The following is a 24,920-nucleotide window of genomic DNA, read 5'->3' as shown; positions in this document are numbered from 1 at the left end:
AAATGGCGATTAAAGTATTAGTTGTTGATGATTCAAGTTTCTTTCGACGTCGCGTTAGCGAGATCATCAATTCAGAATCGCGCCTTGAAGTTATTGACGTTGCAGTAAACGGCCGAGAGGCTGTTGAAAAAGCGAAAACGCTAAAGCCCGACGTCATTACAATGGATATCGAAATGCCGGTGATGGATGGCATCACCGCAGTTCGCGAAATCATGGCGGCAGCACCAACGCCAATATTGATGTTTTCATCTTTGACGCATGATGGTGCAAAAGCGACCCTTGATGCGTTGGACGCAGGTGCTCTTGATTTCCTTCCAAAGAAATTTGAAGACATTGCACGCAACCGTGATGAAGCAGTGACATTGCTACAGCAGCGCGTTATTCAGATTGCAGCCAAGCGCGCGTTTATGCGTCGCCCAATTGCAAAGCCTGCAGCGACGCCAAGCAGCACAGCTTCTCGCCCAACTGCTTTACGTACTAACGGAACGGCGACGCCAGCGACTGGACGACCGGTAGCGGCAAAGTTCAGAGCTTCAGGTAAGAAATATCAACTAACGGCAATTGGCACCTCTACAGGTGGTCCGGTGGCACTGCAGAAAATTCTCACCAAACTGCCGGTTAATTATCCACACCCAATTGTTCTGATTCAGCACATGCCAGCGACGTTCACAGCAGCTTTCGCAAGTCGTTTGAATTCTCTGTGTAAGATTCAGGTGAAAGAAGCGGCTGATGGCGACGTGCTGCAAGCTGGTGTAGCGTACCTCGCACCAGGTGGTAAGCAGATGATGGTGGATGGTAGAGCGGGAGCCGCACGCCTTCGTATTATCGATGGCGGCGATCGAATGAACTACAAACCATGTGTTGACGTTACTTTTGGTTCTGCTGCGAAAATTTATGGCGATAAAGTACTTTCAATGGTGCTAACCGGCATGGGTGCAGATGGTCGAGAAGGTGCACGCATGCTTAAGTCTGCTGGCTCGACAATTTGGGCGCAGGATGAAGAAAGCTGCGTCGTATATGGCATGCCTCAAGCCGTCGCTAAAGCAGGGATCTCAACAGAAGACCTACCTTTAGAACGTATTGCAGAGCGCATGTTGGTCGAAGTTGGCTTAGCGTAGGAAAAATCATGATCGTTTGGAGTGTAGCTAACCAAAAAGGTGGTGTAGGAAAAACGACATCGACTGTGACGTTAGCTGGTTTGTTAAGCCAAAAAGGGCATCGTGTATTGATGGTTGATACCGACCCTCATGCATCGTTGACGACCTACCTTGGCTTTGACCCAGATGCGGTGAGTTCAAGCTTGTTCGACCTTTTCCAGCTAAGAACGTTTAACAGTAGTACAGTTCGTCCATTGATTCTTGAAACTCAGGTTGAAGGCATCGATATTATCCCTGCTCATATGTCATTAGCGACGCTTGATCGAGTGATGGGGAATCGCAGCGGCATGGGACTGATCTTAAAAAGAGCCCTACAAGCAGTCGAACAAGATTACGATTACGTACTGATTGATTGCCCGCCAATACTGGGTGTAATGATGGTAAATGCACTTGCTGCAAGCGATCGAATTTTGATTCCTGTCCAAACTGAATTTTTGGCAATGAAAGGTTTGGAACGGATGATTCGCACTTTGACCATCATGCAAAAGTCTCGCAAAGATGAGTTTAAAGTAACGATCGTACCTACGATGTATGACAAACGCACCAAAGCATCTTTGCAGACATTGACCCAGTTGAAGAAAGATTACCCAGACAAGGTTTGGACTTCAGCAGTGCCAATTGATACTAAGTTTAGAGATGCAAGTTTGAAGCGCTTACCAGCGTCGCACTTTGCATCAGGAAGCCGAGGGGTCTTTGCTTATAAACAGTTGCTGATCTATCTAGAGAGGTTAGCAATTGATGAGTGAACATGAGCCAGTACTTTCGAGTGAGCAAGCACTAGATGACTATTTTAGTGCTTTACTTGATGAAGAGTTTGAATCACAAGAAAGTCCTCTTGACTTACTAGAACAGGAATTAAGCTCTGAAGAGCCAGAGCCAGAGCCAGAGCCAGAGCCAGAGCTGAAGCTTGAATATTCACAACCAGAATCTTATCAATACCATGAGGTATATTCTCCAGAGCTAGAAGCACCAAATCTTGAGGATGTGCAACGACTTCTTAGTCAGCTTGAGTCGACGAATGTGGTCGCAGAGCTGGATATTGACGATATTCTGGAACAGAACACGATTGATATTGCATCTGAGACCAAGCACCAAGAGGTTGAAGTTGAGGTTGCGGAACAAGTCGCGGTTGAAGAAGAAATTCAAGAATGGACCATCGAAGAGCCTTCTATGCCAGATAGTGCTCTTGAAACGGTCGCCATCGAGCCTGTAGAAGAGATTGTTGAACCGATTGTTGATACAGACTTAGAGGTGGAAGTCGAGCTCGATACTCAAGCTGGCCCCGAGCCATCAAGAGAGTGGGAGAGTACGCAGCGAAGTGAAGATTTTCAGGTTCTGTACTTTGATGTCAATGGTGTCACTTTTGCGGTTCCTCTGGATGAACTCGGTGGAATACACAGAATTGCTGAATTGAACCATTTGATTGGTCGCCCGGATTGGTATTTGGGCCTTCAAACCAGCAGAGAGAATCAATACGACGTTGTCGATACCGCTAAATGGGTGATGCCCGATAAGCTTTCGAGCGACGAATACAAAGATAGCTACGAATATGTAGTGATGCTTGGTGAAAGTATGTGGGGGCTGGCAAGTAATCAATTACTTGGCACCGAAACACTAAATGTGGACAAAGTGCGCTGGCGTGAACAAGCAGGCAAGAGACCTTGGCTTGCTGGCATGGTTAAAGAAAAAATGTGTGCTTTAATTCATGTCCATGCACTAATTGGCATGCTAAACGCTGGTTTAGATGTAAAATCACTAAAATAGAATTGTGGTCGGGAACGACATAAACGAGGATTTACTATGTCTCAAGCTTTTGAAGTAGAAGTGAAGAAAGATACATCGAATGACGAAGTTCTTCAGTGGGTGACGTTCCAACTAGAAGAAGAAACTTACGGCATCAATGTAATGCAAGTTCGTGAAGTGCTTCGCTACACTGAAATTGCACCAGTTCCAGGTGCGCCAGATTACGTTCTAGGTATTATCAACCTACGTGGTAATGTGGTTACCGTTATTGATACGCGTTCGCGCTTTGGCCTAATGGAAGGCGAAGTAACAGATAACACTCGTATCATCGTGATTGAATCAGAACGTCAAGTTATTGGTATTCTGGTAGATAGCGTAGCTGAAGTTGTTTACCTACGTTCGTCAGAGATCGACACTACGCCTTCAGTAGGTACTGATGAAAGTGCTAAGTTCATCCAAGGTGTGAGCAACCGTGATGGTAAGTTGCTAATCCTAGTTGATTTGAACAAGCTACTAAGCGAAGACGAATGGGATGAGATGGCTCACCTATAATGATTGAAGACTCCTTCCTTTCAGCCCCGCTTATTATTGGTGGGGTTGTCTTTATTGTCTTAGTCTTGCTGTTATCGGTTGCACGGATACGCTCTGGATTGCAAAAGCAATTGGATCAGCAGCGTGCTCAGTATCGCCATGCAGAGAAAGAGACTCAAAAACTCAATAAACAGCTATTGGAAGTTCGTTCGGTTGTCATTGGATTAGGGCAAAAAGTTTCAGAGCAGCAAGATATCATCCAGCATTTAAGCGAGCGCATACATGAACTTGAGCATGCGGATACAGACGGACGTTTGTATAGCCGAGCAACAAAAATGGTTCAATTGGGTGCTGATATCAATGAGCTGATCGAAGAGTGCGAACTACCAAAAGCAGAGGCGGAATTGATGCTCTCTTTACAGAAGAAGCTTGCAGGTAAGGAAAAAATTCCACCTTTAAGTGGACACCCGTCTGATGAGCATCGACACCCCTCGCGAGGAAGACGTCGATAAACAAAACTTAGGAGCTTCGGCTCCTTTTTTATTTTTAAAATAAAAGCTTATAACCAGTTATAGTTAATTTTATTAAAATGTGACAGTAAGTTAACAAAAACTCACGAACTTACATACATCATCGCTTTCTTATCCTGTTTTGTCACAACTAAGCTGTGTTAATATAGCGGCTCGTTCATTTTTTAGTTGAAGCCCTATGTTAGAAGTCTCTAACCTAACTGCGATCCGTGATGAAAGGGTCCTGTTTGAAAACCTGCAATTCGAAATTAGACCTGGTGAATTGGTCCAAATTGAAGGACGTAACGGCACCGGAAAAACGACATTGCTACGTATTGTCACTGGGTTAGGTGATAGAGACGAAGGCATCATTAAATGGAAGGGAGAAGAGGTTGAGAAATCTCGTGATGTTTTCCATCAAGATTTACTTTTCTTAGGGCATCAAACAGGTGTTAAACGTGAACTGACCGCGTTTGAAAACCTGCGCTTTTACCAATCTATCCATAATAATCGTTCCTCTAACGAAGATATCTTTGCTGCGCTCACTCAAGTGGGGCTCGCGGGCAGAGAAGACGTGCCTGTAGCACAGCTTTCTGCTGGACAGCAGCGTCGTGTTGCGTTGGCACGGCTGTGGTTAAGCAATCAAATCTTATGGATTCTGGACGAGCCTCTTACTGCAATCGATAAGCAAGGCGTTAAAGTGCTCGAGTCTCTATTCGCAAGTCATGCAGACAACGGCGGGATCGTGATCTTAACCACGCACCAAGACATGTTTGCAGACAGCCCGAAACTTAGAAAAATAAAACTGGGTGATTGATATGATTTCGGCCATGACTACCATTATCCGCCGCGAGCTTTTGATTGCATTTCGCCGTCAAGCGGACATCTTGAACCCGTTGTGGTTCTTCATCATCGTGATCACACTTTTCCCTCTCAGCATCGGTCCTGAGCCTAATTTGTTAGCACGTATTGCAGCTGGCATTGTTTGGGTTGCTGCACTGCTGTCTGCCTTATTATCATTAGAGCGTTTATTCCGTGATGATTATCAAGATGGCGCGCTTGAGCAAATGATGCTGATGCCAATTCCATTGCAACTTGTTGTGATTTCAAAGGTCATAGCTCACTGGTTACTGACGGGATTGCCTCTGATTTTAATCAGCCCTTTATTGGCGGTTCTGCTTTCTCTTGATTTTAATACTTGGCTATCGATTGTACTGACATTAATTATCGGTACTCCGACGCTGAGTTTTATTGGTGCTATTGGCGTAGCACTGACGGTTGGGTTGCAAAAAGGCGGCGTTCTTTTGAGTTTGCTCATTCTTCCGCTCTACATCCCGATTCTGATTTTCGCAACGTCCGCAATTGATGCTGCGGCATTAGGTATGTCGTATAACGGACAACTGGCAATTTTAGGCGCAATGCTGATGGGAGCGATGACCCTTACGCCATTCGCCATCAGCGCAGCATTGCGAGTTAGTGTTAACTAACTCAATAAAAGCAATTTAAGCGACGTTTGATCAAAGAATTATTATTAAAGCACTGCTACGGTCTCGGCCGTCACGACAGTGTCCCTGAAGTAAGAGTGAGAACTTAACATGTGGAAATGGCTACATCCTTACGCCAAGCCAGAAGCAGCCTATCACCTTAGTGGTAAACTGCTCCCTTGGTTTGCAGCATTGGCCCTCGTATGCTTATCGGTTGGTACCGTTTGGGGCCTTGCCTTTGCGCCTTCGGACTACCAACAAGGTGATAGTTTCCGAATCATCTACATCCACGTACCTTCGGCTATTTGGTCGATGGGTGTGTACATGTCTATGCTATCGCCGCATTTATCGGTTTAGTGTGGCAGGTTCGCCTTTCAGATATGGCTGCACTTGCAATGGCTCCTATTGGTGCGGTATTTACCTTTATTGCCCTACTTACAGGGGCCGTTTGGGGTAAACCAATGTGGGGTACTTGGTGGGTATGGGATGCACGCCTAACTTCAGAGCTTATTCTTCTATTCCTTTACCTTGGCGTTATAGCGTTGTACCACGCGTTTGACGATCAGAAAACAGCAGCAAAAGCAGCCGGCATTTTGGCTATCGTGGGCGTTGTTAACCTACCAATCATTCACTTCTCAGTAGAATGGTGGAACACGTTACACCAAGGCGCGACTATTACTAAATTTGAAAAACCATCCATCTCATCCAACATGCTTTGGCCATTATTGCTAAACATCTTTGGTTTTGCGTTCTTCTTTGGCGCCGTCACGATGGTGCGCTTCCGTAACGAAATTATCAGCAAAGAGAGTCACCGCCCTTGGGTGCGTAAGCTCGCGACTGAAAAAACTCAGTGAGGTAATTGATTATGCATTTTGAATCTCTGAGCGAACTATTTGCCATGGGTGGTTACGCAGCTTATGTATGGAGCGCGTTTGGTATTACATTCTTATCTATGCTTATTCTTCTGATTTCAAGCATCCGCCGTGGGGATGCACTGTTGAAAGAGGTGAAAGCGAAAATTGATCGTCAATCGCGCATCGACGCGGCGAAGAATATGGAGAACACGTTATGAACCCGAGACGTAAAAAGAGGCTAGGCATCGTTTTAGCGATCTTTATCGGTATTAGTGCCACCATCGGTTTGATGCTTTATGCGCTCAACCAAAATATGGATCTATTCTACACGCCGACGGAATTGGTGAACGGTAAACCTGATGGTACAAAGCCAGAAGTTGGTCAGCGCCTTCGCATTGGCGGTATGGTCGTTGAAGGTTCGGTACGCCGAGACCCTGAATCGCTAAAAGTACGATTTGACCTCCATGACGTTGGCCCTAAAGTAACCATCGTTTATGAAGGTATTCTTCCAGATTTGTTCCGAGAAGGGCAAGGTATTGTTGCTCAAGGCGTACTTGAAGATGCGACTACCGTGAAAGCTTTCGAGGTTCTCGCGAAACACGATGAAGAGTACATGCCACCTGAAATTGCGGAAGCAATGAAGAAAACGCATGAACCTTTGCAGTACACTACTGAACAAAAACAAGGAAGCGACCAATGATTGCAGAAATCGGTCACTTTGCCCTCATACTCTCGCTTGCGATGGCGGTGCTCCTAAGTGTGCTGCCATTATGGGGCGCATCAAATAACAACACTATGCTGATGAACACAGCACGACCGCTTTCATGGTCGATGTTTATCATGTTGTTTTTCTCATTTGCTATTTTGTGTTGGGGTTTTTATACCAACGACTTCACGCTGCAATACGTAGCAAGTAACTCAAACAGCCAATTACCTTGGTACTACCGTTTGACGGCAGTTTGGGGGGGGCGCACGAAGGTTCATTATTGCTTTGGGTGCTTATCCAAGCCGCATGGACAGTTGCTGTGGCGACTTTCAGCCGTGGCATGCCACAAGAATCTGTGGCACGTGTACTTGCTGTAATGGGTATGATCTCAGTAGGCTTCTTACTGTTTATCATTCTTACTTCAAACCCATTCCTACGTACACTGCCATTCTTCCCGGTAGATGGTCGTGATTTGAACCCACTTCTTCAAGACCCGGGTTTGATCGTTCACCCACCAATGCTTTACATGGGTTACGTAGGTTTCTCGGTTGCATTCTCGTTTGCGATTGCGTCTTTAATGACAGGTCGTCTTGATACGGCTTGGGCTCGTTGGTCTCGTCCTTGGACAACGGCAGCTTGGGTATTCCTAACACTAGGTATTGCACTAGGTTCTTGGTGGGCTTACTACGAACTGGGCTGGGGCGGCTGGTGGTTCTGGGATCCAGTAGAAAACGCATCATTCATGCCTTGGCTGGCGGGTACAGCATTAATGCACTCTCTAGCGGTAACGGAAAAACGCGGTACATTTAAAGCGTGGACAGTACTTCTAGCGATCTCAGCATTCTCATTAAGTTTGCTTGGTACCTTCTTGGTTCGTTCCGGTATCTTGGTATCGGTACACGCGTTCGCGTCTGATCCATCTCGCGGCATGTTTATCCTAGGTTTCCTAGTCTTTGTAATCGGTGGCTCACTCCTGCTATTCGCTGTGAAAGGTGCAGCGGTTCGCGTACGTGGTAATTTTGATTTGGTGTCGCGTGAGAACGCGCTACTTGCTAACAACGTTCTTCTGATTGCTGCGCTAGTCGTAGTATTGGTTGGTACCTTGTTGCCATTGGTTCACAAACAAATTGGTCTTGGTTCAGTATCTATCGGTGCACCATTCTTCGACATGCTGTTCGCATGGTTGATGATGCCGTTTGCCTTCCTATTAGGCATTGGTCCTATGATTCGTTGGAAGCGCGACAATCTATCTAAGCTTATTAAGCCAATGATTGTTTCTGGTGTGCTTGCTTTCGCATTGGCTGCCGTGTGCGTGTTCCTGTTCGCTGACTTCTTCTCAGTGATGGCTTACGTCGGTTGGGTGATGGCAATCTGGATCATCGCAATGCATGGCTTTGAGTTGTACGAGCGTGCTACGCACCGTCATAGCTTCGGCGAAGGTGTTCGTAAACTTCAACGTAGCCACTGGGCAATGATGCTGGGTCACATTGGTCTTGCGGTTACCGTGATTGGTATTGCAATGGTGCAAAACTACAGCATCGAACGTGATGTACGCTTGGCACCTGGTGAGCACTTTAAGATTTACGGTTACGATTTCTACTTCTCAGGCCTACGTGACAAAGATGGTCCAAACTACGATGGTTACATCGCGGACTTCGAAATCACCAATGATGGTAAGTATGTGAACACACTGCACGCTGAGAAACGTTTCTACCGTACGGCGAAGTCAATGATGACAGAAGCGGCAATCGACCGTGGTATCACTCGCGATCTATACATTGCAATGGGTGAGCGTCTAGAAGATAACCGTTCTTGGGCCGTTCGTATTTACTACAAACCATTCGTTCGTTGGATCTGGGCTGGTTCATTGATCATGTCTTTGGGTGGTGCACTGGCTATCTCAGATAGACGCTACCGCTTCCGAAAAGCGGCTAAGAAAGACGAAAAGTCAAAGCTAGCGGAGAAGGAGGCATAAAATGAATAAGAAAGTCTTATTTATCCCGTTGGTCGCTTTCATGGTGTTAGCGGGTATCTTTGCAACTCAGTTAGTTCGCAACCAAGAAGGTGACGATCCAACTAAGCTCGAATCTGTATTAGTGGGTAAACCTGTTCCTGAGTTTCACTTAGAAGATCTCGCGGAACCAGGCAAGCAATACGATCAGTCTATTTTCAAAGGCGAACCTTTGCTGCTGAACGTTTGGGCGACGTGGTGTCCGACTTGTTATGCTGAGCATAAATACCTAAACGAATTGGCTGGTAAAGGCGTTAAGATCATCGGTATGAACTACAAAGATGATCGTAACAAAGCCATCGGTTGGTTGAATGATCTTGGTAACCCATACCTGATCAGCTTGTTTGATGGTAGCGGTATGCTAGGTCTAGACCTAGGTGTATACGGGGCTCCTGAAACGTTCGTTATCGATGCAAATGGTGTGATTCGTTACCGCCATGTCGGTGATGTAAATCCACGTAACTGGGCGGAAACATTAGAACCGCTTTACACCAAGTTGGTAGAGGAGGCGAAGCAATGAGAAAGTTAATTCTAGCGGCTTTCGCTGCCTTGACGTTTTCTCTTGCTGCCCATGCAGCGATTGAAGTGTATGAGTTTGATAACCTAGAGCAAGAACAACAGTTCAAAGAACTTGGTCATACTCTGCGTTGTCCAAAATGTCAGAACAACACAATCTCTGATTCGAATGCGGAATTGGCTCAAGACCTACGCCACAAAGTGTACGAAATGACCAAAGAAGGTAAGTCGAAAGATGAGATCGTGGATTACATGATTGCTCGTTATGGTAATTTCGTGACTTACAATCCTCCGTTTACTTTTGCGACTGCAATTCTGTGGCTAGGGCCGCTAGCAGTGGTACTAGGTGGCTTTGGTTTGATCGTGCTACGTAGCCGAAAATCAAAAGCGAAAGCCGTACAAGCTAATGATGAGCAATGGGACGCGGATAAAGAGGCGCGCCTTAAATCACTGCTTGATGATGAGAACAACGGAGATAAGAAGTAATGACACTATTTTGGATTTCTACCGTTGTTCTAACGCTGATAGCGTGTGCGTTAGTTGCACTACCATTGCTTAAGCAAAAAGCCAACAACGATGAAGTGTTACGTGATGAACTCAACAAGGCGTTCTATAAAGACCGCCTTTCTGAACTTGCTGAAGAAACAGATGAAGGTCTGGTTGAGAGTCAAGATGATCTGATTTCAGATCTAAAACAATCTCTTCTGGATGACATTCCAGGAGAAAAAACGCAGAAAGAAACCAAGGTTTCCCCGATTGCCGTCTTGATTCCATCTGTGATTCTGACTGTAGCTCTGAGTTATGGTTTGTACTACAAGTTTGGTGCTTCTCAAGATGTGGTGCAGTGGCAAGAGGTGACATCTAACCTTCCTGAGCTTTCTAAAAAGTTGATGTCTGCTTCATCTGAGCCATTAAGTGATGATGAAATGGCCGACTTATCTTTGGCGCTTCGTACTCGTCTACACTACCAGCCAGAAGATTCGACAGGTTGGTTGCTACTAGGTCGTATCGCTCTGGCTAATCGCGATGTAACAACTTCAATTGATGCAATGGAAAAAGCATACAAGCTAGAGCCGAATGATCCTGATGTCCAACTTGGTTACGCACAAGCTCTAATGCTTTCTCAAGACGACATGGATCAGGCGACAGCGCGTTCGCTGCTAGGTAAGTTGATGCAGCAAGATTACGTCGATCTACGTGTATTCTCGTTACTTGCATTTGATGCATTCGAACGTCAAGATTTTCCAGCGGCAATTAAGTACTGGGGTATCATGCAACAAATGATTGGTCCAGAAGACAGCCGTTATGAAATGCTGGGACGCAGCATTGAAAGTGCGCGTAAGCAAATGGGCGAAGCGGTGTCACCAGATAAGAGTGTGGCCGTTACCATTAAGGTTGCACCTGACGTGCAGCTGGATCCAAGTGCGGTATTGATTGTATCGGTTCACCGTGCAGATGGCTCTCCAATGCCAGTTGCTGCAGCTCGTTACCCATTGGGTACATTCCCTCGCACCGTTGTATTGGACGATGGCAATGCAATGATGGATGGTCAAAAGCTTTCTTCACTGGATAAGTTGATCGTACGTGTTCGCGTTGACTCTGACGGTAATGTAGCAACACGTGATCAAGATTGGCACGGTGAAAGCCAAGTTGTTGATTTTGGTCAGCCGGTAGAAGTTACCATTAATAATCAATATCAATAGTTGTAACGCTTATTGTATGCGCTGCCCATAGTGAATGTGTTTACCACTTTGTGGTACGCCCACCAACTATAGAGTAGAATGACGAAGGTCAGCTTTGCTGGCCTTCGTTTATTTTTATACCCAAGTGACTTTTTATACACGCTTTAGCTTGTATGCTGCAGCTAAGGACATTTAGGTATAGTAATAGTTCGTATGGAACAGACAATGTATAACAAGGGTAAATCTGCCTTTTTGCTACTTCTTGCCGTTGGCTTAACAGGTTGCTCATCTGCACCTGAAGAAGTAACAAGCGAAGAAAGTGAAGTTAATAACTCGACCTCTAGTGTTTATGATCCACTTGAAGGCTTTAACCGAGCAATGTGGGAAATAAACTACGATTACCTAGACCCATATCTAGTACGCCCAATTTCTCTAGCTTATGTCGATTACACACCTGTACCTATTCGGTCGGGGATCGCGAACGTACTAGCAAACTTAGATGAGCCTGCGAGTGTCGTAAACAACCTGGTGATGGGTAACGGTACGAAAGCGGTGGATCACTTTAACCGTTTTTGGATTAATACCACTTTTGGTATCTTTGGGGTGTTTGATATAGCAACTGCCGCAGGTATTACTAAGTATGATAATAAAGCCTTTAGCGATGCGGTTGGTCACTATGGCGTAGGTAATGGGCCATATTTTATGATACCAGGTTATGGACCTTATACATTGCGTGAAGTGACAGATACGGTTGATGGCATGTATGTGCCGCTTTCTTACCTTAACTTCTGGGCAGGCTTAGGCAAGTGGGCGCTTGAGGGCATGGAAAAACGTGCATTGGTGGTACCACAAGAAGCGCAGCTCGAAGCGTCTCCAGATCCATACGTGTTAACGCGTGATATTTATCTTCAACGTCAAGATTTCAAAGCAGAAATCAACAACACTGATGACGTGGATGAAGACGAAGAAGCATACTTGGATGAGTACTTGGAAGAAGACTTCTAAACGCTTCAGTAAGTCGCAAAACAAAAAGGCTTGGTTTTCACCAAGCCTTTCTTTTTATCGGTAACTTTCGTTTATCGATAAATAGCGTTCAAATTAGAACTTGTAGTTCGCTTGAACACCAATCAGCCAAACGTTACCAGTTACTTCACCTTCAAATGTTCCACCAAAAGCTGCTGCAGCATTGTCAGAAGCATCACGAGGCTCACTGATAGGTGCATCTTTTGCGAAAATGTATGTGAAGCCAGCATCTAATGTCAGGTTCTTAGACCACTCATAACCAGCACCAACACTTAGCCATAGACGGTCAGTCTCTGGAATTGTCGTCGTACGGTACTTGTCATCAACAGCTGACATGTCGTACGCAACACCTGAACGCAGTGTCCATTTTTGATCTAGTTTGTAAGTTGTACCTACAGCAAAGCGGTAGTTATCTTCCCAGTTTTCAGTTTTTACTAGTTGATCGGCATTACCGCCAAACTCAGGGATATTTGCAACGAGTTCTTTAAAGCTGCTCCAATCTGTCCAGTTAATGCTTGCGTGTACTGCTAGCTGGTCATTTAATTGGTGGAAACTTGCTAGTTCTGCAGTTGCAGGAAGCGCCAACTCCATAGAACCGTTGTAACGCGGTTTAGCGACAGGAGCCACAAGGTCGAACCCTAAACCTTCAGCATGCCCTTCAAGGTTTAGCTCAACTTCAGATTTGTAAGCAAAGCCAATGCGGTTATCTTCGTTGATTTGCCATGCAGCACCAACTTGCCAACCCCAAGCTTTGTCATCACCTTCCATGTATTTAAGTGTTTTGCCTGCATATGGACCCATATGAGGAGGCATTACCGCACCAATACTGCCGTCAGCTATAACGTAACGAATACCACCACCAATGCTAAATGCTTCGCTTAGCTTGTATGCCGCGTTTAGGTTCGCCTCCATTGACGTTACGCTCGCTTCGTTACCGAAGTTCGCTGCAGCGAAATCTTTACCTAGGTCTGTTTCCATACCGTAGTTCGTACCGAACGCAAGACCAATAGCAAATTTGTCATTGTACTGATGTGACAGGTAGAAGTTTGGAATGATGGCATCATGAGCAAAGTCTTTTGAAGATGCAGAGTGATAGATTGGCTGGCCAGTAATTGGGTTCTTAGCAGTTGTCGTGCCATTAACATCAATGTTTGGGTTTACATAGATTGCGCCAACAGACACTTGGGTACCTTCTAGGTAAGTTAGCATTGCTGGGTTACGCCATTGTGAACTTGCGTTATCAGCCATTGCTGCTTCGCCAGCGTATGCACGGCCCAGGCCTGTTGCTGAGTACTCTGCAAGTTGGAAACCTGCTGCGTTTGCAACACCTGATGTGCTCAATAGGCCAAATGCCACTGCTGCTGAAAGGAGAGTCTTGTTGGTTTTCATTGTAATGTTCGCTGAGTTATTTATAACGTGGGGCGAAAGTTTACGACTAGAGTTATTACTTTAAAAACGAAAATCCAATAAAACAGTGTTTTTGGTCTAAATTCCTAAAAAATGAGCATTTTGTAGAATCTTTATCTGACTGTAACTGCTGTGTGAATAAAACTCAGCGAACAACTGTGAGTTATAATGGTGTCTTAGAGGTACAGTTGTGCGCTTAAAAACGGGAAGTTATCTGGAATAGATAAGAAAAAAGGCTGGAATTCCAGCCTTTTACATAGAGAGTGATTATATTAGTTCGTCGCTTACTGCTTAGAAGCTGCGGCTGTATTGTAAGCCGAATAGAATCGCGTCTGCATGGGTTGTCGCTGATAGCGATGAGATGTTTGCAGGCCCTGTTAGAGGGTTTCCTGGAACATGCATTGGGTTCGGCGTTGACTCGTTTACATCTACATCTTTACCCATTAGGTAAGTAAAGCCAAAGTCTACGTTTGACTTGTTATCGATGTGATATGTGAAGCCTGCTGAGAACCATTGACGGTCTGAATCAGGAACCGATACAGAAGTTAGGGAATCTTGTGCGCTTGTGTCGTACATGTAACCTGTACGAAGCGTCCAATCGCTGTTTAGGTAGTAAGTACCACCAATTGCGTAGTGCCAACCATCTTGCCATTGGTATTGCTTATCGTAGCTTGAACCAAGTGGTGAGCCCTGAAGGTTACGGAATTCGATCTGATCAAAGGCGCTCCAGCCAATGTACTGAACAGAGTAATGTACGGCAAACTTAGTGTCGGTAATTTTATGGTAGCCAGAGAACTCTGCCATATCTGGTAGAGGAAGTGTGATTTTCTGACCTTTGTCGTCTTTTGCTTCCATCTCTGGGCTGTAGCGGTAAGACAAACCAAAGCGGTTGTTTTCGTCTAACTCGTAAACCGTACCTACGTTAAAGCCTACTGCCCAACCATCAGCTTTATCAACATCCACTAGAGTACCTAGCATGCCATGTTCGCGCTTCATGGTACCTTGGCCATAGATAAGATCTAGACCAGCACCAAAGCTCCATTGATCATTTAGACGGTAAGAGCCTGCAACGCCGAGGTTTGCACTTTTAACGTCAGTCAGGCCGCCGTACTCTTTTGCTACAAAGCTGTCATCAAACTCAGTCTTGGTACCAAAGTTAGAGTAAGCATTTACACCCCAAGCAAATTTGTCATTTACAGGAACGATTAGGTGGATATTGGGTGCAATAGAAGTGTCACCTGCATCGTCGTAGTTTGAAGATGTACCTAGTGGGGCAGTTAAACCGCGGTAAGTTGCATCTTTTACTTCAATCATTGAAGTAATGCTCTCAAAACCTACCGACAGTTCCATTTTGTCAAATAGAGCCATTGCTGCAGGGTTACGAGCCATTACAGATGCATTATCTGCAATTACAGCATCACCTGCGAATGCACGACCGATACCTGTCGCTGATTGTGCGTTTAGCTGGAAACCAGCTGCCATTGCTTGGCCTGATGCCATTGCAACCGTTACTGCTAGGAGAGTCTTTTTAAACAGACGCGTGTTCTGAGTCATTTTTTATTCCTTATTAGTTTCGTCTCTTTGGACGATAAGTTGAGCTTTTGCTCAGTGGCGCAGATATTAGTATTAAGAGTGGACCATACAAATCCGACCATTGAATAAATTTGAATAAAAATTGCAGAAATGATGTCTAAATGTCGGGAAATTGCATCTAAAGTGCATAAATTAGAGTTTTGACTCTAAATCAAATAGGTGGTGTGAATGCTTTTGTGGTGTTTTATAAACAAAAAGCCGCTAAATTTCGAAATTTAGCGGCTTTTAACTTGTTAGTAGCGTAGTTTCGCTGAAGTTGTTACATCGGCTGAATAAGCGTCGCTAGCTTGTCAGCGATGGTTTCAACATCTTCACCGCTTTCACCTACTAGGATCATACTGTTGGACCCAACAGGTTTTACAACGCCAGTCATTCCATCTTTATCGAAGCCGACGGTTGCATCACTCTCTACTTGAGTAATGAACATCGTCACTTTGCCTTTCGACCCCTCGAAAACCATGTGCAGTGCGTGTGAGTCAGCGAAACCACAATGGTTTAGATAGTAAACGTGATAAGGGAAGCTCTTAGTAAACTGGTAATGGAAGGGCATCATCTTGGCGTTTACTTGTTTGCTTGAAACGTCTTCATTTAACGCTTTCACAAACGGTTCTTCGGCGATGACGTGTTCAATCGCGGTATCAGCTAAGCTTGCTTGCGCAGGAGAAACCACAACATTCCCCCAGTTGATCTGCCCAACGAGTAAACCTGCGGTAAAGGCAACGGATGCGGCTAGAGCCATCGCTTTACGTGCAAAGTTTGGTCTAACCACGTTATCTTCATCAAGTGCGTTTGATGTCTGGCTAAATAAAATTTTGTCAGCAAGATCTTCCGGTGCATCCACATTCATGGCTTGCTTAATCTTTAGGTCAAGATCCAAAACGTCATCAACAAACTTACTATTAGCGTCGTTACTAGCGATAGCTTGGAGAATCTCTTCATCCTTTTGTTTTGGATCCGACAAAATACGACGACGAAACTCTAAATCATCCATTTTTTTGTCCTCTCTGAGTATCTTGAGAATCCAACATCTCTTTTAATTGATTACGTGCACGAAATAGGCGCGTCATTACCGTGTTCTTGTTTAGTTCAAGAATGTTGCCGATTTCTTCGCCACTGAAACCGCCCACAACTTGAAGAAACAAAGGTTCACGATATTCGACATCAAGCTTCATGATCTGAGCTTGTAGCCATTCCTGTTGATGATGTGGGTCATCGGTAACTTTAGCATCATTGCCGTAGTCATCGATATCAACCAAATCAAATTGTTTACGTTCGAAGCGGCGCGCGTTTTCTCGTCTTAATATGGTAATAAGCCAAGATTTCGCAGCCTTTTCATCTTGAAGACTATCCAACGACTTCCATGCACGCAGACAGGTCTCTTGAACCAAATCTTCTGCAACCGCCTTATCCTTGCACAACCAGTATGCGTAGCGATACAAGTCTCTGTGATAGCCCCGAACAAGAGCTTCGTATTTTCTTTGTCTGTCCATATCAGAGTTGACCGGACTGTCGGAGTTTTTCTTTCCGAACATTTTAAATATTGCCACAGGAGCCTCCATCTTGCTCTGTGAGGTCTTAAATACCAAAGTGACTACATATCAATGTAGCTCAGCAGCATAAATTAATAGTCATATAGTCAGTCGCTTACCGAGAGCGATGATAATTTGTCTTTATTGTTTTTTATGATGTCGTTTGTCAGCTCGATACCGTTCAAATACTCTTTTTGATCTTTGAGTGAACAGGAATATATAAAAACACCATAAAAATTGATCTATTTCAAAATCTCATACACTGAAGGGGCTATAGTACATCTTGTCATCTAGTTAGTCATTGCGACTAACATGTTGAGCAAGATGACACTTCCTTTTGAAGGCTGACTTTACTTTCTCCTAATCAGGAAACTGATTAATTTTACAATTGGCGTATGTTAATTGTTTTATAGATATTCCGACCACACAGTTTTGTGTGGTTTTTTTTTGCCAATTTTCCACTTCCCCCTCTCTTCCTACTAGAGCTTATATAGTTCGTTTATCTTAAACGCAGAAGAATCAATGAACTAGCGCAATAGATCTACTCGCTTCACGTTTATTTAAACGCATGTTTGATAAATTTAACAAACTGATTACAATGCATCAGGTCAGACCTCTTGTATTTAAGGAGAAACAATGGGCAAGCAGGAAGTGAAAACACGCCACGGTGAACGTGTTGCTATTGTCGCAGGGCTACGAACCCCCTTTGCTCGTCAAAGCACTGAGTTCAGCCAGGTGCCAGCGGTCGATTTAGGCAAAATGGTAGTGAGCGAAATGCTTGCTCGTACAGACATCGATCCGAAACTCATCGAACAAGTGGTATTTGGGCAAGTAGTTCAAATGCCAGAAGCGCCAAACATTGCACGTGAAATCGTGCTTGGTACCGGTATGCATATCTATACCGATGCGTACAGTGTGACTCGTGCGTGTGCAACCAGCTTTCAAGCTGCAGTCAACGTGGCTGAAAGCATTATGGCGGGCAGCATTGATGTTGGTATCGCGGGTGGTGCGGATTCTTCATCTGTTCTGCCAATTGGTGTTTCGAAGAAACTTGCCGCTAACTTGCTTGCGCTAAGCAAAACCAAAACGCTGGGTCAAAAGCTCAACATTCTTAAGAAACTCAGCTTCAAAGATTTAATGCCAGTGCCGCCGGCAGTGGCTGAATATTCGACGGGGCTTTCTATGGGCCAGACTGCCGAGCAAATGGCGAAATCGCACGGCATTACTCGTGCAGAGCAAGATGCTTTGGCGCACCGTTCTCATTCTTTAGCTTCGCAAGCTTGGAAAGACGGAAAGATCCAAGATGAAGTGATGACCGCTTTCCCTGAACCTTACAAAAAGTGGATCTCTGAAGATAACAACATTCGTCATGACTCAACATTAGAAGGCTACGCAAAACTGCGTCCGGCCTTTGATCGCCAATACGGCAGCGTAACAGCAGCGAACAGTACGCCATTAACCGATGGTGGTGCAGCTGTGATGCTAATGCGTGAAGGCAAAGCGAAAGAGCTTGGCATGGAAATTCTGGGCTACATTCGCGGTTATGCATTCTCAGCCATTGGTGTGGAAATGGACATGCTAATGGGACCAACATACGCGACAGCAAAAGTGTTGGAGAACACAGGTCTAGAACTTTCAGATCTGACGCTTATCGATATGCACGAAGCCTTTGCTGCCCAAGCATTGGCGAACGTAAAGATGTTTGCTTCTGATAAATTTGCCCAAGAAAACCTAGGTCGCTCGAAAGCGATAGGTGAAATCGATATGGATAAGTTCAACGTTCTTGGGGGGGGTCAATTGCCTACGGTCACCCATTTGCAGCAACTGGCGCTCGTATGATGACCCAAACACTGCGTGAGCTTAAACGTCGTGGCGGTGGTCTTGCGTTGAATACAGCATGTGCCGCAGGTGGTCTTGGCGCAGCAATGATTTTGGAGGTTGAGTAATGAGCGAGCAAAAAGCATTTAGTCTAAAGATTGATGAGCAGAACATTGCTTGGCTAGCCATCGATGTGCCAAACGAAAAAATGAACACTCTGCAAGCTGCGTTTGCAGATGAGATGAAAGAGATCTTCGCTCTACTCAAAGACTCCAGTGGCGTAAAAGGGATGATCATTCACTCCCTAAAACCAGATAATTTTGTCGCGGGCGCCGATGTTCGTATGCTTGAAGCGTGCACCACGGCAAGTGAAGCCGAGGCATTGGCTAAGCAAGGTCAAGAGTTGTTCCAACAGCTTTCCGATCTGCCTTATCCGGTTGTTGCTGCGATTCATGGTCCGTGTCTTGGTGGTGGTTTAGAGCTTGCTCTCGCGTGTGACTACCGTGTATGTACCGATTCAGATAAAACGCGTCTAGGCCTGCCAGAAGTGCAGCTTGGTCTGCTGCCAGGTTCTGGCGGTACTCAACGTCTTCCGCGTTTGATTGGTCTGTTGCCTTCGTTAGATTTAATCCTTACAGGTAAACAACTGCGTGCTAAGAAAGCGAAAAAACTGGGCGTTGTTGATGCGTGTGTGCCACATACAATCCTTCTTGATGTAGCAAAACAGCTTATCGAAAAAGGGAAGAGCAAAGGTAAGAAGAAGCAATCGACCAAAGAGAAGTTGATGTCGGGCAGCGGTTTAGGTCGTAAGTTTGTGTTTGAGCAAGCCGCGAAGAAAACCAATGAAAAGACCCGTGGTAACTACCCAGCAACGGTTGCGATTTTAGAAGTGATCCAGCATGGCCTTGAAAAGGGATTTGCGCAAGGTCAAGAGCTTGAAGCGAAGCGCTTTGGCGAACTGGTGATGAGCTCGGAATCTAAAGCATTACGCTCTATCTTCTTTGCTACCACTGAAATGAAGAAAGAAAACGGTGCGGAAGCAGACCCAGCTACAGTCAATAAAGTTGGCGTGTTGGGTGGCGGTTTAATGGGGGCGGGCATCAGCCACGTTTCTGTTGCGAAAGCAAAAGTGCCAGTACGAATTAAAGACGTCAGCAATGATGGTGTGCTTAACGCATTGAACTATAACTACAAGTTGTTCGAAAAACAGCGTAAGCGCCGCATTATCTCGAAAGCAGGTCTGCAATCGAAGATGCTGCAATTGTCTGGTGGTATTGATTTTACAAGCTTCAACCATATTGATGTGGTTATCGAAGCGGTGTTTGAAGATCTCGATCTGAAGCAAAAGATGGTTGCGGATATTGAAGCGAACGCTAAACCGGAAACCATTTTTGCGACCAATACGTCTTCTCTGCCAATCCACAAAATTGCGGAAAAAGCAGAGCGCCCAGAAAACATCGTCGGTCTGCACTATTTCAGCCCTGTAGAGAAAATGCCGCTGGTGGAAGTGATTCCTCATGAAACTACGTCAGAAGAGACCATTTCTACGGTTGTTGCACTTGCGAAGAAACAGGGCAAGACACCAATCGTTGTTAAAGACAAAGCTGGTTTCTATGTAAACCGTATTCTTGCACCTTACATGAACGAAGCTGCGCACATCTTGCTGGCAAATGAGCCGATCGAACAACTTGATGGTGCTCTTCTTGACTTCGGTTTCCCAGTTGGTCCGATTACTTTGTTGGATGAAGTCGGCGTTGATATCGGTGCGAAAATCATGCCGATCTTGGTTAATGAGTTGGGCGAGCGATTCAAAGGTCCAGACGTGTTCGACACACTACTGAACGACGGTCGTAAAGGCCGTAAGAGTGGCAAAGGCTTCTACACCTACAAAGGTAAGAAGAAAGAAGTCGATAAGTCTGTGTACAAGCTGCTGAACCTAACGCCAGAATCAAAACTGAGCGACAGTGACATTGCATTACGCTGTGTATTGCCAATGCTAAACGAAGCCGTTCGCTGTTTAGATGACGGTATTATTCGTTCTCCACGAGATGGCGATATCGGGGCGATCTTTGGTATTGGTTTCCCGCCATTCCTAGGTGGTCCATTCCGCTACATGGATCAATTCGGTTTGAAAGAGCTGGTTGAGAAAATGAACGAGTTTGCATCGAAATACGGCGATCGTTACGCGCCATGTGATGGTTTGCTGACTCGAGCTGGCGAAGGTCGTAATTTCTACGACTAATTGCCATAGCAAAAATTAGAAAGGCTTGCGTGATGCAAGCCTTTTTGATTTCTGAAAGAGGAGCCGTTTACAGACAATTAGTCGTCATTCTTGCCTTTGTTTTTTCCCTTTCCTTTATCATTTCCATGACCTTTTCCAGGGTTATCATCACCATGGATACTGGCGTTACCTTTCCCTTTTCCTTTGTCGTGTTTGCCAGAGCAGTCGTCTGACTTAATTGATACGTTATCACCATCAAGGCGCAAACAGTCCTCACTTAACTCGAAGCCGTCACCTTTAATTGAGATATCTGCGTAAGCAGCGGGTGCAAGTGGCATTAGTACAGCAGCAAGTAAAAGTAGCTTTTTCATGTAGTCCTCGGGTTTGTATGTTGATTGAACACCGTTATTACAGCATAAACGAAAGTCACGTTTTTACTATTTTACGCCAGTCCTGTGGTTGAGCTTTACCCTAAACCACAGTCTTTTGGACGCAGTTGAAATTCCTCTGTTGAACCTATTTCTAGCCCTAAATCAATACGCGGAGCATCAATATGCGATGTTCCTTGAGAGTGCATTACTAAACGATTGGCAGTACGAGGTTTAAGTTCATTTACGACAAAACGAATCATATCTGTACGGGTAAGGCTTTTTAATTCCTGTAGTACTTTTTCTCGCTGGTTGAACTCAGTATCTTTGTTTCCGATGGCAACCCAATGGCGCTGCGCTCTGCCACGTAACGTCGTGTCTGGCGCTGCTATCTGGTTCCACAGCCCTCGTTTACTACTGTGCCACTGGTACTCATTGAGCTCTAATAGCACCATGTAAAAAGCATTTAAGAATTCATCAATCGAGGTAACCAGTTCGGCGGGAGCTGCGTTAGGTGATTGCACGTAAAGCACTATACCTGGATGACGATTAAGCGGCATATTGCCAGTGCCGACCATGTAACCAAGCTGCTGTTTAGTCCTGATTTCATGGAAGAAGGTTGCGGACATCAAATGATTCGCAAGTGAGTACAGGGCGATATTGCGAGGCTCTATATCTTCACACTGATGGTAGATAACAACCGCAGAATCTTGCTGGTTGCAATGCACTTCACGTTGGAAGCTGCCGTTTTCACCCAGCATGACCAATGGACGGAGCGCCTCCTCGTAGCGCTGCTCTTTTACGCGCAGAGCATCTTTCAAGGTAGTTGCCATATTGTGAGCTTGCTGGCGCTGCCAGTCGCCATATACAAACATCTCAACGTGCAGCTCGGCAAGAATCGACTCCACAAACACAGACAGCTCATCCACCTCAATCTCTTCAAGTGCTTCAACCAATGTTGCGAATGGTGGATTGTTTGGTTGAAGTAATCCTGTCAACGCATTGAAAAGCTGCGAAATAGGACGATCTTGGGAAGAATTTCGCCAATTACGTAGCAGTTGCTGTTTGATGGTTTCAAATCGAGCAGGACTAAATTCACGCGCCGCAAAACGATGCAGAATCATCTCTAGCAGTTGAGGCAGTTTTTGGCTAAAGCCCGACAGCGTGAGAGTAACTCCGCCTTGGTGAGCGTACATGTTGTAGCCCATGCCTGCGATTTCCGCTTGGTAGGTTTCTTGCGCCAGAGAATCGAGGAACATCTCAACACATAGCCGGGTTTTCACGATGTTTTTCGGAGATGCTACCGCGTGAGAACTATCAATAGCGACATACACGACGCCTTTTGGCACGCGGAATTCGTCATCTTGCAGATGCCAGAGTCGGAAGCCTTCGAGATCTTCAACCAATTCTGGTAGCGACCCTCCATTTTCGAATGGTCTCGGGTCTAGGTCATAACAAATGTATGGGTTCTTTTCTGGTAGCACGAAGTGCCAGCTAGGATCGATTTGTTGATAGAAACGACGTTGGTCTTCGCTGAATGGGGTGACCGAGTAAGGCGTGAAGTACCACTCTGCGGTTTGGTTGTATTCCAAACCTTTTGCAATCAACGTGACACGAACATTTTCAACCGAAAGATATTGCAACAATGAACGTTGAAGCTCTTCATCGTAGCCTGCCATTTTGTAGTCACCATAAACCGTGTCTTCCGGTTGATAGTGCTGCATGTTGATCACTAAATGGCTGACCAAATCCATTGGACGAGATGGCTCTTGGAAGCGGAAAGCCGATTCTAACACTGCTTGTTTTTCCAGGTAGCGCCACTCATCCATGCCATCTTGTTTGATCATGGAAAGGTACTGGAATACAGCTTGAACGATCTCATCGACATGATCTAAGCCGCTTGGCGTCAGTGTACAGCTCACCGTAAAGTCTCGATAGTTACTGCCACTCGCGCCACCCCCTGCAGAGAGGGAAGTGATCCAGCCTTTCTCTTTCAATTGGATCATCAGACTGCCTTCGCCTTCATAGCCTAACAGGTGGGCAAAATAGGAGAGGGGCTTCACGCTATAGTGCTCATCCATTCCTGGCATTGGGAAAGTCAGGATCAGTTTGCGGAATTCTTTGATTGGTTCGACTTGGACCAAAATGCTTGTGCTGTCTTCAGTGCCGATTGGCACATCGATCGACTTACCGCGCAGCTGGTGGTTTGGAATATCAGCAAACATGGTTTCCACCCACGCTTGCTGTTCATCCAGAGATTGCGGACCAAACAAAGTTAGCGTCATCAAATCTGCGGAATACTGTGAATGGTGAAACTTAACAATCTCATCGCGAATGGATTTGCCATCGCGATCGCCTAGTGTACCTGCGTTGCCGACGGAGAATTTAGCGAATGGATGTTCAGGGTTAATGACTTCTTTGTTTACTTGATACAGGCGGCGAGAGTCATCATTGAGTTTGAGCTTGTATTCGGAGTCGACTGCTTGGCGCTCTTTATCTAGCGCTTCTTCGTTAAACAGTGGTGCGGTAAAAAATTGACTAAAGCGGTCGAGTGCCGTTTCAAATGCTGTTGGTGTCACATCGAAGAAGAAACAGGTGTGCTCAGTACCCGTCCAAGCATTGTTGGTGCCACCATGTTGACTAATATAACTTTGAAACTCGCCAACTTTAGGGTATTTTTCCGTACCCAAAAAAAGCATGTGTTCTAGGTAGTGTGCCAGACCTTGACGATCCATTGGGTCATCAAAGTGTCCAACGTTAACTGCTAGGGCTGCTGCCGACTGTTGAGCCGTGTCAGAATGAATCAGCAATACGCGCAGAGCGTTACTCAATGTAATGTAGCGGTATTGATTTGAATCGTTTGGACTTAGGTGCACGATGCGTCTCCAGATTTCGCATTACAGTAATTATGATCCCTGAGTGGGGAGGCGCAAATCTGCGCTTCGACAAATACTGCTTGCCGCATTTTTGTTATTCGTAAGAGTACTGCATAAGCCCACTAGCTGTTGCTATGGGGTTCGAGCTATTTGAAGGAATGCACTGAGTTCATAACTTCATCGTAGAATGTGATGAACTGAGTATATTCTTTTTAATAGATTGTTAAGAAAGTCGCTATCTTTAGCAAGCGAATTGGTATAATGAACCGATAATTATATCAGTATTTTGATTCCAGCATTATTAAAGTTAGCCCGCTATCCATATAAAGATAGCAGTCAACCTTTTGGTAGCGTTAGCTATCCCTAGGAAATAACATGAAAATATTTATCTTGCGTCACGGTGAAGCGGAACATTTTGCGAACTCCGACGCAGAAAGACAACTGACCCCAAGAGGCAGAACTGAATCGGAAGCAGTTGCTCGTGCATGTAAAGAACAAGGTTTTGCCCAATTCGATAAAGTATTGGTGAGTCCGTACATTCGGGCTGAGCAAACTTGGCAAGAAATCAGCGCACACTTTTCGGCAAAGAGCGTCGAAACGTGTGAAGAGATTACGCCTTATGGGCAATCAGACCAAGTATTTGATTTTGCAAATGCATTGATCGAAGTAGAAAAGCTTGAATCACTGCTGTTTGTGTCACACTTACCACTGGTGGGGTACTTAACGTCAGAGTTTGTAAAAGACATGACGCCACCAATGTTCCCGACATCAGGTTTAGCGTGTATTGAATATGATCCGCAAACACAACGCGGTGAAGTACTGTGGCATATCACGCCATAGGACGTTAGAACTCGGGATTCCAGCTCGAGACAAACAAAAAGGCAGGGTCAAC

At 45.3% G+C, this 24,920-nt stretch carries 21 protein-coding genes and 3 pseudogenes; 18 read left to right on the top strand and 6 right to left on the bottom strand.

Annotated elements, in window-relative coordinates; genetic code table 11:
• Nucleotides 1-2: 2 nt before the first annotated feature.
• From B853_RS10690 to B853_RS10620, 15 genes and pseudogenes are all read left to right on the top strand, one after another.
• A complete protein-coding gene (locus B853_RS10690; RefSeq protein WP_010449588.1) occupies nt 3-1,118 on the top strand; it encodes a protein-glutamate methylesterase/protein-glutamine glutaminase in 1,116 nt (371 codons plus the stop codon).
• A gap of 8 nt (nt 1,119-1,126) precedes the next feature.
• Complete coding sequence (locus B853_RS10685) at nt 1,127-1,903, top strand: ParA family protein (protein ID WP_038884864.1); 777 nt, start codon at nt 1,127-1,129, stop codon at nt 1,901-1,903.
• Nucleotides 1,896-2,921 (top strand): chemotaxis protein CheW, encoded by a 1,026-nt coding sequence (locus B853_RS10680; protein WP_038884863.1) that lies wholly within the window; start codon nt 1,896-1,898, stop codon nt 2,919-2,921. Before B853_RS10685 ends, B853_RS10680 begins: the two co-directional genes overlap by 8 nt.
• Before the next feature lie 36 nt (nt 2,922-2,957).
• Nucleotides 2,958-3,452: a chemotaxis protein CheW gene (locus B853_RS10675; protein WP_010449585.1), complete on the top strand. Its 495-nt coding sequence runs from the start codon at nt 2,958-2,960 to the stop codon at nt 3,450-3,452.
• Complete coding sequence (locus B853_RS10670; RefSeq protein WP_010449584.1) at nt 3,452-3,943, top strand: DUF2802 domain-containing protein; 492 nt, start codon at nt 3,452-3,454, stop codon at nt 3,941-3,943. The genes B853_RS10675 and B853_RS10670 overlap by 1 nt, the downstream gene beginning before the upstream one ends.
• Before the next feature lie 196 nt (nt 3,944-4,139).
• Nucleotides 4,140-4,757 carry a cytochrome c biogenesis heme-transporting ATPase CcmA gene (gene ccmA / locus B853_RS10665; protein WP_010449583.1) on the top strand — a complete coding sequence of 206 codons (618 nt, stop codon included), beginning with the start codon at nt 4,140-4,142 and terminating at the stop codon, nt 4,755-4,757.
• Between the two features lies 1 nt (nt 4,758).
• Entirely contained in the window at nt 4,759-5,427 is a 669-nt protein-coding gene (ccmB, locus tag B853_RS10660; protein ID WP_038884322.1) for a heme exporter protein CcmB, read from the top strand.
• A 108-nt stretch (nt 5,428-5,535) separates the two neighbouring features.
• Nucleotides 5,536-6,278: pseudogene (locus tag B853_RS10655) on the top strand (heme ABC transporter permease).
• An 11-nt stretch (nt 6,279-6,289) separates the two neighbouring features.
• Entirely contained in the window at nt 6,290-6,496 is a 207-nt protein-coding gene (gene ccmD, locus B853_RS10650) for a heme exporter protein CcmD (RefSeq protein ID WP_010449579.1), read from the top strand.
• Nucleotides 6,493-6,978, top strand: a complete 486-nt coding sequence (ccmE, locus tag B853_RS10645; protein WP_010449578.1) for a cytochrome c maturation protein CcmE — start codon at nt 6,493-6,495, stop codon at nt 6,976-6,978. The genes ccmD and ccmE overlap by 4 nt, the downstream gene beginning before the upstream one ends.
• Nucleotides 6,975-8,959, top strand: a pseudogene (locus tag B853_RS10640) (heme lyase CcmF/NrfE family subunit). The gene ccmE and the pseudogene B853_RS10640 overlap by 4 nt, the downstream one beginning before the upstream one ends.
• A gap of 1 nt (nt 8,960) precedes the next feature.
• Complete coding sequence (locus tag B853_RS10635) at nt 8,961-9,515, top strand: DsbE family thiol:disulfide interchange protein (RefSeq protein WP_038884325.1); 555 nt, start codon at nt 8,961-8,963, stop codon at nt 9,513-9,515.
• Nucleotides 9,512-9,997, top strand: coding sequence for a cytochrome c-type biogenesis protein (locus B853_RS10630; protein ID WP_010449575.1), 486 nt, complete (start codon nt 9,512-9,514; stop codon nt 9,995-9,997). Before B853_RS10635 ends, B853_RS10630 begins: the two co-directional genes overlap by 4 nt.
• Nucleotides 9,997-11,214, top strand: coding sequence for a c-type cytochrome biogenesis protein CcmI (gene ccmI, locus B853_RS10625; RefSeq protein ID WP_010449574.1), 1,218 nt, complete (start codon nt 9,997-9,999; stop codon nt 11,212-11,214). Before B853_RS10630 ends, ccmI begins: the two co-directional genes overlap by 1 nt.
• Nucleotides 11,215-11,418: 204 nt before the next feature.
• Nucleotides 11,419-12,198, top strand: coding sequence for an MlaA family lipoprotein (locus tag B853_RS10620; RefSeq protein ID WP_038884327.1), 780 nt, complete (start codon nt 11,419-11,421; stop codon nt 12,196-12,198).
• Nucleotides 12,199-12,291: 93 nt separating this feature from the next.
• Here B853_RS10620 and B853_RS10615 read toward each other — a convergent pair whose 3' ends face one another.
• The 4 genes from B853_RS10615 to B853_RS10600 form a co-directional block, all read right to left on the bottom strand.
• A complete protein-coding gene (locus B853_RS10615) occupies nt 12,292-13,605 on the bottom strand; it encodes an outer membrane protein transport protein (RefSeq protein WP_038884328.1) in 1,314 nt (437 codons plus the stop codon).
• A 309-nt stretch (nt 13,606-13,914) separates the two neighbouring features.
• A complete protein-coding gene (locus B853_RS10610) occupies nt 13,915-15,177 on the bottom strand; it encodes an outer membrane protein transport protein (protein WP_038884330.1) in 1,263 nt (420 codons plus the stop codon).
• Between the two features lie 298 nt (nt 15,178-15,475).
• Nucleotides 15,476-16,207, bottom strand: a complete 732-nt coding sequence (locus B853_RS10605; RefSeq protein WP_010449568.1) for a DUF3379 domain-containing protein — start codon at nt 16,205-16,207, stop codon at nt 15,476-15,478.
• Entirely contained in the window at nt 16,200-16,775 is a 576-nt protein-coding gene (locus B853_RS10600; RefSeq protein ID WP_038884331.1) for a sigma-70 family RNA polymerase sigma factor, read from the bottom strand. Before B853_RS10600 ends, B853_RS10605 begins: the two co-directional genes overlap by 8 nt.
• A gap of 606 nt (nt 16,776-17,381) precedes the next feature.
• Between B853_RS10600 and fadI the strand changes: the two are divergent.
• Together fadI and fadJ are read left to right on the top strand one after the other, a co-directional pair.
• A pseudogene (fadI, locus tag B853_RS10595) lies at nt 17,382-18,691 on the top strand (acetyl-CoA C-acyltransferase FadI).
• The gene (fadJ, locus tag B853_RS10590) at nt 18,691-20,805 is read left to right on the top strand and encodes a fatty acid oxidation complex subunit alpha FadJ (protein ID WP_038884337.1); all 2,115 of its coding nucleotides are present in this window, start codon (nt 18,691-18,693) and stop codon (nt 20,803-20,805) included. Before fadI ends, fadJ begins: the two are co-directional and overlap by 1 nt.
• Nucleotides 20,806-20,882: 77 nt before the next feature.
• On the opposite strand, the gene B853_RS10585 is transcribed toward fadJ, so the two are convergent.
• On the bottom strand, nt 20,883-21,155 hold the full coding sequence (locus B853_RS10585) for a hypothetical protein (protein WP_010449561.1): 273 nt from the start codon (nt 21,153-21,155) through the stop codon (nt 20,883-20,885).
• A gap of 95 nt (nt 21,156-21,250) precedes the next feature.
• Nucleotides 21,251-24,028, bottom strand: coding sequence for an insulinase family protein (locus B853_RS10580; protein ID WP_038884339.1), 2,778 nt, complete (start codon nt 24,026-24,028; stop codon nt 21,251-21,253).
• Between the two features lie 375 nt (nt 24,029-24,403).
• On the opposite strand from B853_RS10580, the gene sixA reads away from it, so the two are divergent.
• Complete coding sequence (gene sixA, locus B853_RS10575) at nt 24,404-24,868, top strand: phosphohistidine phosphatase SixA (RefSeq protein ID WP_038884340.1); 465 nt, start codon at nt 24,404-24,406, stop codon at nt 24,866-24,868.
• The last annotated feature ends 52 nt before the right edge of the window (nt 24,869-24,920 follow it).

It is taken from the genome of Vibrio rotiferianus CAIM 577 = LMG 21460, from assembly GCF_002741985.1.
GTDB lineage: Bacteria > Pseudomonadota > Gammaproteobacteria > Enterobacterales > Vibrionaceae > Vibrio > Vibrio rotiferianus.
Note: the sequence above shows the minus strand (reverse complement) of the source record. Positions and strands in the feature narration are given on the sequence as shown.